The sequence below is a fragment of the Gemella sp. 20925_1_85 genome, from assembly GCF_041433735.1.
Taxonomy (GTDB): Bacteria; Bacillota; Bacilli; order Staphylococcales; family Gemellaceae; genus Gemella.
Map to the genome: position 1 here is coordinate 76,628 of NZ_JAPWCC010000004.1, position 14,099 is coordinate 90,726.

Sequence of the window (14,099 nt, forward strand, 5' to 3'; positions counted from 1 at the left end):
AAAAAAATAAAAAGTTCTTTTTATAAAAAACACTTGTATTTTTACAAAGAACATTGTATCATATATACAACGATAAAGCAAGGAGATTTTAAATGATTTACGAAAGTACAAGAGATATTAATAGAAAATTAAATCCAAGCGAAGCTATTCTTCAAGGTTTAAGTGAAGAAGGTGGACTTTTCGTTTTAAGAGATTTAGGAAAGAATAAATTAGACTTAGAAAAACTAATCGGAAAGAGTTATTACGAAGTGGCTGAAGCTGTCCTAAGACTTTTTGTTGATTTCAGTGATGAAGAAATTAAAAACTGTGTTGAAGAAGCATATAGAGGTAAATTCTCTCATGAAAACATAACTCCTCTAGTAGTGTTAAAAGATGGATATATCCTTGAATTATTCAACGGACCTACTAGTGCATTTAAAGATGTTGGTCTATCACTTCTTCCACAACTAACAAAAACTGCACTTACTAAAGTAGAAGATAAAAATGACATTCTTATTCTAACTGCAACTAGTGGTGACACTGGTAAAGCAGCTTTAGAAGGTTTCAAGGATGTAGATAGAACAAAAATCATGGTCTTCTACCCTAACGATGGTGTAAGTACAGTACAAAAAACACAAATGCAAACTCAAGAAGGAAAGAATACGAAAGTTTGTGCAATTCACGGAAACTTTGACGATGCTCAAAGTGGAATTAAAGAACTATTTGTTGATGAAGAATTCAAAAAAGAATTACTTTCTAAAAACATTAAATTATCAAGTGCAAACTCAATCAACATCGGACGTCTTATTCCTCAAGTAGTTTACTACGTTGTTTCATACCTAGACTTAGTGAATACAAATAAAATTAAATTAAACGATAAAGTAAACTTTGTTGTACCTACTGGTAACTTCGGTAACATTCTTGCTGGTTACTATGCTGAACAAATCGGTTTACCTGTTAACAAATTAATCTGTGCAAGTAACAACAATAACGTGCTTTATGATTTCTTAACGACTGGTGTATATGATAAGAATAGAGATTTCTTAAAAACAGTATCACCAAGTATGGATATCTTAATTTCTAGTAACTTAGAACGTCTACTTTACTACGTAAGTGGTTGTGATAATGAATATATCGCTAAGCTAATGAAAGATTTAAAAGAGACTGGTCGCTTCGAAGTTACTGGTGATGTTCTTGCTAAGATTAAAGATAAATTCCAAGCTGGCTTTGCTGATGATGAACAAACTAAAGAAACTATCAAAGCTATCTATGAAAAAGATAACTACCTATTAGATACACACACTGCAGTAGCTTATAAGGTTCTTCTTGAGAACTTAGATGATGAACATGCTAACATCGTATTATCAACAGCATCTCCATATAAATTCACAGAAAGTGTCTACTCTTCTCTATTTGAAACTCAAGGTGAAGATGAGTTTACTCTTATGAATAAACTTAATGAGAAAACAAAAGTTGTTATCCCTGAAAACTTAAGAGATCTTGATAAAAAAGAAATTAGACACAAAGATGTAATTAATAAAGAAGATATGAAAAAATACATCTTAGAGAAACTAGGTGATCTATAATGGTAAGTGTTCGTGTTCCCGCCACTTCTGCGAATGTTGGATGTGGATTTGATAGCCTTGGTGTTGCTTTAACACTTTACACTACATTTAAATTCGAAAAATTAGACAGCGGTCTAGAATTCGTCGGATTTGAAGAACGTTTTTCAAATGAAAATAACCTAGTTTATCAAACATTACTAACTACACTTAAAAAGTTAAACAAAGAAATCTCAGGTGTTAGAATATCAATCGATAATGATGTACCTATTAGTCGTGGTTTAGGTAGTAGCTCTACGTGTGTAGTTGCTGGAATTTATGGTGCGTACTTATTAACAGATACACCTATTGATAAACAAGAAATCTTTACAATAGCTAACGAAATTGAAGGACATCCTGATAATGTTTCACCAGCTATTTTCGGAAGTTTAAGTTCATCTTGTACTACTGATAGTAAAGAAGCGGTAACTGTAAGATATGAAGTCGATGAAAGATTTAACTTCTTAGCATTAATTCCTAACTTCGAAACTTCTACTGAAGAAGCTAGAAAGGTAATGCCAAAAGAAATCAAACTTCAAGATGCGATTTATTCAATGTCACGTATTGGATCTGTTATTAAAGCATTTGAAACTCATGATTTAGAACTTCTTAAAAAGGTTATGGGAGATAAAATCCACGAACCTTATAGAAAAGAAATAATACATGAATATCACCAAGTTAGAGAAATTTGTGAGAAAATTGATAGTTCAGCATTTTTCATTTCTGGAAGTGGTTCTACACTTATGAATATAGTTAGCGATACTAACAATATAGAAAAAATTAAAACTGAACTTGCTAAATTAAAATATAACTGGCAAGCAATTTTACTAAAAGTTGATAAAGAAGGAACAGTAGTTCTAAATTAATATGCTAAAAATTTTTGAACTTCTTCTTCTATTGCAGAGAGGAAGTTCTTTTTGAAATAATTTTATATAAATAAAGGAGAAATTTATTATGCAAAAATCAAGAGTGGCCGTATTAGGGGCAACAGGAATGGTAGGTCAACGCCTATTAGTATTATTAGAAAATCACCCATACTTTGACGTGGTTAAATTAGCAGCATCACCTCGTTCTGCCGGCAAAAAATATGGAGAGCTTATGGAAAGCCGTTGGAAATTAGACCACGCTGTACCTGAATACACTAAAGAATTAGTTGTTGAAGATTTATACAAAATTGATGAAATTTCTGAAGGAATTGACATGGTATTCTGTGCAATTAACCTTGATAAAGAATCTTTAATCAAACTTGAAGAAGACTATGCTAAACGCGAAGTAGTTGTTGTTTCTAACAACTCTGCAAATAGAAACAAAGACGATGTACCGATGATTATTCCAGAGATTAACTCAGCTCACCTTGATGTTCTTCCTGCGCAAAGAGAACGTCTTGGAACTAAAAAAGGATTCATCGTTACAAAACCTAACTGTTCAATTCAAAGTTATGTACCTATCTTTGAAGCAATTAAAGAATACGGTGTTAAAGAAGCATCTATCTGCACATATCAAGCTATCTCAGGAAGTGGTAAAACTTTCAACGAATGGCCTGAAATGATCGAAAACATCATTCCGTACATCGGAGGAGAAGAAGAGAAAAGTGAAAAAGAACCACTTAAAATCTTCGGTAAAGTAGTTGATGGAAAAATCGTTCCAGATAACTCTATGAAACTATCAGCTCAATGTATTCGTGTTCCAGTTCTTGACGGACACCTAGCTTGTGTATCATTCAATTTAGAAAATGATCCAGGACTAGAAACTTTAGTTGAAAAAATTAAAAATCATGTTCCTGAAATTGCTAAATACGACTTACCATTAGCTCCAACACCATTCATTAAATACTATGAAGAAAACGATCGTCCACAACCAGTACTTGATCGTGACAATGAAAAAGGTATGCAAATTACTGTAGGTCGCTTACGTGAAGATAACCTATTCGCCTACAAATTCGTAGGACTTTCTCACAACACATTACGTGGAGCAGCTGGTGGAGCTGTACTAACTGCAGAACTAATCAAAAAATTAGGATACTTAGATTAATATTATAAAATAATACTCCAGGAGAACTTCTCTTGGAGTATTTGTTATTATTAGTCTTTTAGTTTCTATTTTACTATTTCTCTCAACTTTACTTTTCTATTTTCTTTTAAAGACAATGTGCATGCATCAGCAGTCGCAATTGACTCTAGAGCTGCGACACCATTTAATAGTTTTTCATATTCTTTTGATACTTTTTCTCCATTCAAAATATTATGCAAATACAACATTTCTTTATCTATACAGCTTTGTAACCAAAGAGGGCAACGTACATTAGGATTTCCATAAGCTATTGCTCCGTCCATTCCTCTACCTGTATAAATAGCCATTCTGTCATCATCATCTTCTTTTGATTCATGGATTAAGAAATAACTCTCTCCTTCTCCTACTACTCTTAAAGTACCTCTAGTATTATATAAATCTAATTTTATAGCTCCTTTTGTACCTTCTATAAGGACATAGTGTTCACCCCATCTAAAAGCATTCCCATATTCAAGTACTGCGTATCGTTTATTAGAAAATTCCAGATTAACTATTAAGAAATCATCTTCATCACCAAAATTTTCGCCAACATGACATACATTTCCACCTATCATAGTTGCTTGCTCGGGTAGACCATCCATAATAAATTGAATACAATCAAGTTCATGAATGTGATGGTATAAGTGTCCTCCAGACTGTGATCGATTTTTTTTCCAAGAAACAGTTTCTTGTTTTTCTTCCCATCCTGTTCTTGCTGCATGACAAAATATTACATCTCCTATTTTCCCTTGCTTAATCAATTCTTTTGCGTGATGTACTCCATTAAAAAAGTTCATAATATGACCTGCCATAAAAATCACATTATTTTCTCGACAAGTTTCAACCATAACCTTACAATCTTCATAAGATAAAGCGATTGGTTTTTCACAGAATACATGTTTACCATTCTTAGCGGCTAATAATACTGGCTCACGATGTAAATTACTCGGTGTTGCGACGATAACACAATCTACATCTTCTCTTGTTACCAATTGTTCTAAAGTTGAACAATTCTCTGCTTCCAGTTCCTTAGAAACTTTCTCCCCATTTTCCGGATCAAAAACTGCAGTTACCTTCGCATCTTTTATTTTCTCTAATGAGCGCGCTAAGTCTGCACCAAAATAACCTGTTCCGACAATTCCATAATTTATCATATCAAACCCCTCTTTTCATATTCCTAAACAATTAAGAAATAATATTATATGTCCTTATATTTATTATACAACTTACTAATACAAATTTAAAGATTTATTATCTGTTCATTTTTAATATAAATTTAAATCTTCAGATGCAAATCTCATATATTCATTTTCTACCTTAATTTTAAACATAAAAAACCCCTAAGGACACCTCCTTAGGGGTTGGTAATATTTAAATTATTTAACGTCTAGAACTTGTCTACCTTTGTACATACCAGTTTTTCTATCAACACGGTGACCCATTACGTAGTTACCAGTTGTTGCATCGATAGTAATTGATGGTGCAGATAGTTTTTTGTGAGTTCTTCTTTTTCTTTTAGCTGTTTTTGATGTTCTTCTAAAAGGAACTGCCATAGTTAATTTCCTCCAATTATTTTAAATAATTCTTATTGTTCTTTAAATAGTCCGTTAAGAGCTGCAAACGGTGATTCTTTCTTTTCTTTAACATCAGTTAAAGATTCTTCAGAAACCAATTCCCAGTCATTACCAGAAACCATCTCTAGCTCTTCTTCATCAGAAGTAGTTATTGGAATATTTAAAATTATAAGCTCATTCACTAAAGGTGTTAAATCAATATACATATCCATTAAATTAACATCGAATACCTCTTCACCTGCAAATACAGACTTATCAACGTATTCTTCTCTCTCTTCAATTTCAAATGGAACAACAACTTCTTTTAGTGTTTTTCCTGAAATCATTTCGAAGTTACCTTTAATTAATAGATCGGCATAGATTTTATCTTGTCCACCTCGAGTTAATTTTCCACTAACAACAACGTCTCTAATATCTTTTAGAGAGCTATCATAGTGTGCTACTTTAACATTTATATTTTCTTCAAAAACAAAAGTATCACTATTATTTTTGAATAACGAAGATCTTAACCATTTCATTAAATATCACCTCATAAACACATTATTTATTATATATCTTTTAGTTTAAGATGTCAACAAAAAAAGTTGACTCTTTTTATTATTTTTTAATTGATTAAATATTTCAGTATATTCGCTAACGACATTATGAATCCTATAAAAATCGTTAACTTAGCTGTCAGTACCATATACGGTGCCATTGTTTTTTTGTGATTATTCGCACTAAAACCTTTAATGATTTTTATCGCTAAAGGAATAGTAACAAACACCAGTAGATTCCACCACGAAGCATATTTAGTAACTATAAATAAAACATTTAATAAATATACTACGAAAAAGCTAGCTGCCATTGTTTTAATCGCATTATTTCTTCCAACTAGAATCGCATAAGTTCTTCTTCCTGATTCTTTATCATTGTCTAAGTCACGGATATTATTTGCTAATAAAATAGCCCCAATCATGATGAACAGAGGTAACGAAACTACAATAATATCAGCATTTACAAATCCAGTTTGGAAGTAAAATGATAAAGCAATTATTATAGTCCCCATAAAGAATCCAGAAACAACCTCTCCAAAAGGAGAATAAGCTATAGGATAATTTCCACCTGTATAAAAATATCCAGCAAGCATACATACTAACCCTACTAATAATACATAAAAACTAGTCATAAAAGTTAAAATTAATCCCAGTACAAAAGCTAATGCATATAATACCAAGGCTCCTACCATAACTTCTCTAGGGCTCAGATCCCCCTTGACTATCGAGCCAGAAATACCTTCGGAATCAACCTTGTCCAATCCATGCTTATAATCATAGTATTCATTAAACAAGTTGGTTGCCGCTTGAATCAACAAACAAGCCAGTAAAAACAATATAAATTTTAAAATTGAAAACTTAATCTCATATCCTAAAGCATAAGTAGCGCCGAATAAAACCGGTGCTATTGATGCTGGATAACTATGTGGTCTTGTACACATAAAAAATTCTTTTAATTTACTTTTATTCACAATATCCTCCTAGTTATCTTCTTACCTTGAATATTATACCATATTTTTAAGTGCTATGATATTAAATATCTTTCCTTCTATACTATAATCATTTAGCATAACGTTTTCATCGATTTATGATATAATTAAAGAACATAAAACTATTTATTGGAGGCATTTCCTATGAAAATTGCATGGATTGGAACTGGAGTTATGGGGGAAAGCATGGCTGGCCATCTATTAGATGCAGGTCATGAACTTTACGTCTATAACAGAACAAAGAGTAAAACTGACAACTTAGTAAAACGTGGAGCTACACTTCTTAATCAAATTAAAGACGCACCTAAATTTGCTGATGTTGTATTTACAATAGTGGGTTATCCTAAAGATGTTGAGGAAGTTTATTTAGGTGAAAATGGACTTATCACAACAGCTAAAAAAGGACAAGTATTTGTAGATATGACGACTTCTTCTCCTACTCTAGCTGAAAAAATTAGTAATGAATTTCTAAAAGTTGGTGCATATGCACTTGATCTTCCTGTTACAGGTGGAGATGTTGGTGCAAGAAATGCTACTCTATCAATCATGGCTGGTGGAGATAAGAAAGTATTCGAAGAAGTTGTTCTTCCATTAGTTGAAAAACTAGGTAAAAATATTACCTATTTTGGTGAAGCTGGTAAAGGGCAATATACAAAACTTGCTAATCAGATTGCAATAGCTACAACTATGATTTCTGTAGCTGAGAGCTTTAAATTCGCTAAAGAGGTCGGTTTAGACTTAGACTCGTTCTTCAAAACAGTATCAACAGGTTCTGGAGGAAGCTTCTCAATGACTTCATACGGACCACGTATTCTAAATGGAGACTTCAAACCTGGATTCTTTACTCATCACTTTATTAAAGATATGAAACTAGCTTTAGAAGAATGTGAAAAAATGAACATCAATCTTCCTGGACTTGAAACAGCATATAAAATTTACAATGAATTAGAAGAAGAAGTTCGCAACACAAACGGAACTCAAGCAATTTCTAAATGGTATAAACTATAAAAAAATGAGTTGATCTGCTAGATCAACTCATTTTTAATATATATCTTTTCTCCTATTTTTAGTACTTTAGAGTCTCTCGCGTGTCCAACTTCTTGAGTTTTAGCTATCGCTAAAGAAGACGGTACATACTCTTGAATATGTTCAAATAGTTCTTCTACAGAAATTTCTTTTTCAATTTTTGTAAAAGTTCCTATTAATAATCCTGAAATTTTATCAAAGACTCCGATTTGCTTTAACTGGGCAAGATGTGTTGCTAATCCCTCTATAGAAGTTCCTAATCCTTCTATGAATAACACTTTATTTTCCACTTCGGGAAAATACTTTGTTCCAACTAGTTTTAAGAAACATCTAATATTTCCTCCGATCACTTCACCTTCTATTCTACTTCCTTGTAGAAATTTCCATTCAACATTAAATAGAGTCTGTTCATTTTTCATAAAAGTATTTTCAAAGCTAGTTTTGATTTCTTCACTCTCTATAATATTTAGTATTTGATACAAGTAATTCACTTCATTTGTTTGGCTACCCAAAGCATTTAAGACTGTTGTTAAATCACTATAACCAAAGAAAGGTTTATAATTTCTTTTTGTTACATCATAGTCTAAATAATCTAATACCTCATTTGCAATATCTCCCCCAGAAATATCAAAAATTGCTTTTATTTCTTTATTTTTATAGAAAGACATTAACTCCTCAGCTCGAACTTCTGCTTTAGCTCCACATCCAAACCTATCTTTGTAGATATATTTAGTAAAGACAGGTACTAAGCCTATCTCTACTAAAATATCCTCTAATTTTTGTAATCTACCATCATCTTCAATATTTTTTCCATTTGAACATACTACCAACGCTATCTTGTCATTTCTATTTAATATCATACCTTACTAATTTTCCTCATCATAAAGATTATTTTAATATGCATAAGAAAAGACAGGAGTAAATCCCATCTTTTCACTAATTTTTTTATATTAATTATCTGTTCGACTTTCAATATAGTATTTAGAACGGCTTTGACCACCTTCATATACTTTATTATTTAATCGAAGAACCATTTTCCCTTTAATTCTTCCGCCTTCAAAATTATTTATTAACGGGATTATTATTCTATCTCCTTCTTCAGTCCATTTATCTGGTGACGTTAAGGTCATTCCCATAGCTCCACCAATTCCTCCAAAGGCTGCTAGATACATTTTATCTTTCTTGAAGTAAAGAACCTCTCCATTACCAATACTCTTATTATACTTAGATTCATTCCCTTTATAGCTGTCATCAACTTCTCTATACTTAGCTTCTTTCAGTCCTGAAACTTTTTTATAAACCTGATCAGCATTATATGTATCTGGAGTTGCAGCATTATACATATCAGTGATTTCAGCTAATGACATTGGAACAACTGTAAGTCCTAATTGAGCATCTTTAACATGCTTACTAAAATCAGAAGAATATGCAAAAATACCTAACATACTGTCTACTCCTCCTCCAAGACTAACAGAGAAGAATTTATCAGCTACAGCTTTTGCAGCATCTTTGTCGTGAACTTTATTATTTAAGTTAAGTTGCTTCCATGTTAAATCATCACCATTGATTTTAGATCCCACTTTACCTAAATCGTCACCTGTTGATGTTAGTTTCCCATCATCAATTTTATAAGAACCAATAATTTCATTAATACCACTTACATTACGATCCATAATGTATCCACCTAAGCGGAAATAAATTTTATCAAAGCCGTCACTATTATCAACTGTATAATACACAGTCGGAGCATATTTTTTCAAAATATCAACAACTGATTGTGATAAATGTAACTCTGAATTAAGTGCATCAATATCATTTAAAGAAGATATTTTTTCAATAATTATTGTTGTTTCTTTATCTAATTTTTTACCATCAGCACTTCCTAAGTTTGAACTGTTATTAGATGCTGAATTCTCTTGCATTTCTTCGTATTTGATAATTCCAAATACACATATTACTGCCGCGACAAATATCGCCGCAAAACCTAATATATACTTTATTCCTTTATTCATATATTTTTCTCTTTTCCTTAATTATTTTCTCTATCGAACGTTGGCACATAGAAGTGTCTTCCTTCTAAACCGAATAATTTATCACTAAATGTTCCAGGTTCAACATTCGCTAAGTTTTTCTCGAACATCATCATTCTAGCATCGATATTATCGATAAAATGAATAATCTCAGCCTCTTTAATCATTGGTAGTTTTGGAGAACCAAATTCATATTTACCATGATGAGCAAGAATCATATGTCTTAAAAGTGTAATTTCCTCAGCTTCAATTCCCAATTTATCAGCCATACGAGCTACTTCATCACTCATAATAACTATATGTCCTAGTAGTTCTCCCTCTAATGTATAAGACGTTCCTACAGGTCCACTTAGCTCGATAGTTTTTCCTAAATCATGTAAAATAATTCCACTATATAATAAATCTTTATTTAATGATGGATAGATAGCTACTAAAGCTTTCGCTATTTTTAACATCGTTGTAGTATGATAAATCAAACCTGAATAAAAATCATGGTGCATTGATTTAGCTGCAGGATAACTAATAAATTGTTTTTTATATTTATTTAACAACTCAATTGTTACAGTTCTTAAATTATCATTTCCTATTTCTTTTAAGAAGTAATTTAACTCATTTATCATTACATCTTTTGGAACAGGTGCTGTTTGAATATAATCTTGAATATCTATATTATCACTGTCAGTTGCCATTCTATAGTTTTTTATTTTTAATTGAAGCTTACCACGATAATCTAGTAAAGTTCCTTCTACATGTATCATCTTACCAGCTTTTAAATTGTCACTATCTTCTTCTTTTACTTCCCAAATCTTACCATCAATACTACCTGTTTTATCTTTTAGATAAAGTGTTAAATATGGTTTCCCACTTGACGCTACTCCACGAACAACATTATCCAATAATAAAAACATACTAATTTCTTGATCAGTTTTAAATTCGTTTATGAACATATCCTCACTCCTTCTTTCTAGTATATTTTATATCCATCTTATATTTTACTTTGTATTACAAAAAAATTCAAATAAATATGGTAGATTACATAACAAAACGAAAAAGGAGTGACTAAAAAATCATAATTTCAAAGAAATTGATTTTTCAGAGTCACTCCAAAAAATTTATTGAATATCTATAATGCTTTTTAAAAGCAAGATTTTATATAAATAGACCACTGTATTTATGAATTTTCATATATACTTTTTTGTAATTTAGATCTTCTTTATCTTTATTAGTCAAATAGATCTTTTGCTTTTCTACTAACTTTATCTAAAAAGCTTTCATCTTCTTCAACTTTTTCATTATTTAATTTTGCAAGTTCAAGGTATAACTCACGTTCTTTAGTTGATAAGTTTTTAGGAATTTCAATAGATACCACGATAAAGTGATCTCCTTGACCATGCCCCATTACACTCTTAACCCCTTTACCTGCTAAACGGAATTTACGTCCGTGCTGTGTTCCTGCTGGAACATTAAGTTCAATCTCACCTGTTAAAGTACGTACATCAAGTTTTGTACCAAGAGCAGCCTGTGCTGGAGAAAGTTTCAATTCTGTATAGATATCATCACCTTCTCTGTGGAAATATGAATCTTCAGCAACGATTACCTCTATGAATAAGTCACCTGCTGGACCGCCATTTTCTCCTGCTCCACCTTTACCACGAAGACGAACGCGTTGTCCTGAGCTAATTCCTTCTGGAATCTCAACATCGTATTCTACTTCACGGTTATTGTATCCTTTACCGAAACAGTGCGCACACTTATCTTTAATAATTTTACCGCGTCCTTGACATTCTGAACATGTATGTTGACTCTGCACACGTCCGAATGGAGTATCTCGAATTACCGCTTCTTGTCCACTACCATTACATCTGTGACAAGTATTTACAGATGAAGAATCTTTTGCACCACTTCCGTGACAATGATCACATTCTACATCTTTACGAACTTTAATAGTTTTTTTCGTACCGAATACAGCATCTTCAAAACTTATACGAATACGGTGTAATAAGTCTTCTCCTTGACGTGGAGCATTTGGATTACGACGTGATCCTCCTCCACCAAAGAAGCTTGAGAAAATATCTCCAAGATCATCAAAACTACCTGAGAATCCAGAGAAACCTCCACCGAAGCCACCAAATCCACCTTGGCCTGCTCCACCTTCAAATGCTGCGTGACCAAATTGATCATATTGAGCTTTTTTAGTATCGTCACTCAGTACTTCATATGCTTCAGAAATCTCTTTGAATTTATCTTCTGCACCTGGCTCTTTGTTGATATCTGGGTGATATTGTTTTGATAATTTACGATATGCTTTTTTAATTTCAGCTGCACTTGCGCTTTTACTTACGCCAAGCACCTCATAATAATCTCTTTTAGCCATCTTAATCTCTCCTATAATTAATTATTTAACAAAGGGCTAGCGCATAACGCTACCAGCCCTTGGACTATTTATTTAATTATTTTTTCTCAGTGAAGTCTGCATCGATTGTATCATCATCGTTGTTTGATGAAGTTGCTCCTGCATCTGCACCTTGAGCTCCTGCTGCAGCATTAGCTTGTTCGTAAAGTTTCATAGTCATTTCTTGAACAGCTTTGTTTAATTCATCTTTAGCAGATTTAATTTCTTCTAAGTTATTGTTTTTAATAGCTTCTTTTAATGTATCGTTTTTAGCTTTAATGTTATCTAATAAGCTTTGGTCTACTTTATCTTTAGCTTCTTCTAACGCTTTATCTGCTTGGAATGAAAGTTGATCAGCTTCATTACGTACATCAGCTTCTTCTTTACGTTTAGCATCAGCGTCAGCATTAGCTTCTGCTTCTTTAACCATTCTATCGATATCTTCATCTGTTAATGAACTACTTGATTCAATAGTGATTTTTTGTTGTTTTTGAGTTCCAAGATCTTTAGCTGTAACATTTACAATACCATTTTTATCGATATCGAATGTAACTTCGATTTGAGGTACTCCACGTGGTGCTGGTGGTATATCTGAAAGTTGGAATCTTCCAAGAGTTTTGTTATCAGATGCCATTGGACGTTCACCTTGTAATACGTGGATGTCTACTGCTGGTTGGTTATCTGCAGCTGTAGAGAATACTTGTGATTTAGAAGTTGGGATTGTAGTATTTCTTGGGATTAATACTGTCATAACTGATCCCATTGTTTCAATACCTAATGATAATGGAGTTACGTCTAGTAATACTACGTCTTTAACATCACCTGTAATTACTCCACCTTGGATTGCAGCACCCATAGCTACTACTTCATCTGGGTTTACTCCTTTATGAGGCTCTTTACCCATTTCTTTTTTAACAGCTTCTTGTACTGCTGGAATACGAGTAGATCCACCAACTAAGATTACTTGATCGATTTCACTAGGTTTTAATCCAGCATCTTTAAGTGCTTGACGAGTTGGAATTAATGTTCTTTCTACTAAGCTGTGAGTAAGCTCATCAAATTTAGCACGAGTTAATGTGTTTTCTAAGTGAACTGGTCCGTTAGCTCCTGCTGAGATGAATGGTAATGAAATTTGAGTTGAAGTTACACCAGATAAGTCTTTTTTAGCTTTTTCTGCTGCATCTTTAAGACGTTGCATTGCCATTTTATCTTGAGATAAGTCGATAGCTTGTTCTTTTTTGAATTCTTCTACAAGATAATCAATAATAGCTTGGTCGAAGTCATCTCCACCTAATAAGTTATCTCCTGATGTAGCTAATACTTCGAATACTCCATCTCCTAATTCTAAGATAGATACGTCGAAAGTACCACCACCAAGGTCAAATACTAATACTTTTTGATCTACATCTGTTTTTTCTAATCCGTATGCTAATGCTGCTGCAGTAGGTTCGTTGATAATACGTTCTACTTCTAATCCAGCGATTTTACCTGCATCTTTAGTTGCTTGACGTTGAGCGTCGTTGAAGTATGCTGGTACTGTAATAACAGCTTTAGTTACTTTTTCACCTAAATAAGCTTCAGCAGTTGCTTTTAAGTTTTGCAAGATCATTGCTGAGATTTCTTGTGGTGAGTATTTTTTACCATTTACATCTTCTTTGTAATCTGTACCCATGTGACGTTTAATAGAAATTACTGTGTTAGGGTTAGTGATTGCTTGACGTTTTGCTACTTCCCCTACTTGAATTTCATCACCTTTGAATGCTACTACAGAAGGTGTAGTTCTGTTACCTTCTGGGTTAGGGATTACTTTAGCTTCCCCACCTTCTAATACTGATACACATGAGTTAGTTGTTCCTAAGTCGATACCTATAATTTTTGACATATTCTTGTCCTCCTTAAATTTATAATAACTATATTTTCAAA

At 32.6% G+C, this 14,099-nt stretch carries 13 protein-coding genes; 4 read left to right on the forward strand and 9 right to left on the reverse strand.

What is annotated here, in order from left to right; all coding sequences use genetic code 11:
• The first annotated feature begins 92 nt into the window (after window positions 1-92).
• The 3 genes from thrC to asd all read left to right on the forward strand — a co-directional run bounded on the left by thrC (window position 93) and on the right by asd (window position 3,611).
• Window positions 93-1,565, forward strand: a complete 1,473-nt coding sequence (gene thrC / locus O3884_RS02420; RefSeq protein ID WP_371451403.1) for a threonine synthase — start codon at window positions 93-95, stop codon at window positions 1,563-1,565.
• Complete coding sequence (gene thrB / locus O3884_RS02425) at window positions 1,565-2,446, forward strand: homoserine kinase (RefSeq protein ID WP_371451405.1); 882 nt, start codon at window positions 1,565-1,567, stop codon at window positions 2,444-2,446. Before thrC ends, thrB begins: the two co-directional genes overlap by 1 nt.
• Window positions 2,447-2,534: 88 nt before the next feature.
• Window positions 2,535-3,611, forward strand: coding sequence for an aspartate-semialdehyde dehydrogenase (gene asd / locus O3884_RS02430; protein ID WP_371451407.1), 1,077 nt, complete (start codon window positions 2,535-2,537; stop codon window positions 3,609-3,611).
• Window positions 3,612-3,676: 65 nt separating this feature from the next.
• Here asd and O3884_RS02435 read toward each other — a convergent pair whose 3' ends face one another.
• The 4 genes from O3884_RS02435 to O3884_RS02450 form a co-directional block, all read right to left on the reverse strand.
• The gene (locus O3884_RS02435) at window positions 3,677-4,783 is read right to left on the reverse strand and encodes a Gfo/Idh/MocA family protein (RefSeq protein WP_371451408.1); all 1,107 of its coding nucleotides are present in this window, start codon (window positions 4,781-4,783) and stop codon (window positions 3,677-3,679) included.
• A 222-nt stretch (window positions 4,784-5,005) separates the two neighbouring features.
• Window positions 5,006-5,182, reverse strand: coding sequence for a 50S ribosomal protein L32 (rpmF, locus tag O3884_RS02440; protein WP_003147267.1), 177 nt, complete (start codon window positions 5,180-5,182; stop codon window positions 5,006-5,008).
• A gap of 32 nt (window positions 5,183-5,214) precedes the next feature.
• Window positions 5,215-5,721 (reverse strand): YceD family protein, encoded by a 507-nt coding sequence (locus O3884_RS02445; protein WP_271965992.1) that lies wholly within the window; start codon window positions 5,719-5,721, stop codon window positions 5,215-5,217.
• An 86-nt stretch (window positions 5,722-5,807) separates the two neighbouring features.
• Entirely contained in the window at window positions 5,808-6,710 is a 903-nt protein-coding gene (locus O3884_RS02450) for a 1,4-dihydroxy-2-naphthoate polyprenyltransferase (RefSeq protein WP_371451410.1), read from the reverse strand.
• A 162-nt stretch (window positions 6,711-6,872) separates the two neighbouring features.
• Here O3884_RS02450 and O3884_RS02455 point away from each other — a divergent pair, with 162 nt between their 5' ends.
• Window positions 6,873-7,736 carry an NAD(P)-dependent oxidoreductase gene (locus O3884_RS02455; RefSeq protein ID WP_371451411.1) on the forward strand — a complete coding sequence of 288 codons (864 nt, stop codon included), beginning with the start codon at window positions 6,873-6,875 and terminating at the stop codon, window positions 7,734-7,736.
• Between the two features lie 17 nt (window positions 7,737-7,753).
• Here O3884_RS02455 and O3884_RS02460 read toward each other — a convergent pair whose 3' ends face one another.
• From O3884_RS02460 to dnaK, 5 genes are all read right to left on the reverse strand, one after another.
• Window positions 7,754-8,614 (reverse strand): S66 family peptidase, encoded by an 861-nt coding sequence (locus O3884_RS02460; RefSeq protein WP_371451413.1) that lies wholly within the window; start codon window positions 8,612-8,614, stop codon window positions 7,754-7,756.
• 90 nt (window positions 8,615-8,704) lie between these two features.
• Window positions 8,705-9,766 (reverse strand): hypothetical protein, encoded by a 1,062-nt coding sequence (locus tag O3884_RS02465; RefSeq protein WP_371451414.1) that lies wholly within the window; start codon window positions 9,764-9,766, stop codon window positions 8,705-8,707.
• A gap of 17 nt (window positions 9,767-9,783) precedes the next feature.
• Window positions 9,784-10,731 (reverse strand): HD domain-containing protein, encoded by a 948-nt coding sequence (locus O3884_RS02470; RefSeq protein WP_371451415.1) that lies wholly within the window; start codon window positions 10,729-10,731, stop codon window positions 9,784-9,786.
• Window positions 10,732-11,006: 275 nt separating this feature from the next.
• Window positions 11,007-12,158 (reverse strand): molecular chaperone DnaJ, encoded by a 1,152-nt coding sequence (gene dnaJ / locus O3884_RS02475; protein ID WP_294681590.1) that lies wholly within the window; start codon window positions 12,156-12,158, stop codon window positions 11,007-11,009.
• A gap of 76 nt (window positions 12,159-12,234) precedes the next feature.
• The gene (gene dnaK, locus O3884_RS02480) at window positions 12,235-14,058 is read right to left on the reverse strand and encodes a molecular chaperone DnaK (protein ID WP_371451417.1); all 1,824 of its coding nucleotides are present in this window, start codon (window positions 14,056-14,058) and stop codon (window positions 12,235-12,237) included.
• Between the last annotated feature and the right edge of the window lie 41 nt (window positions 14,059-14,099).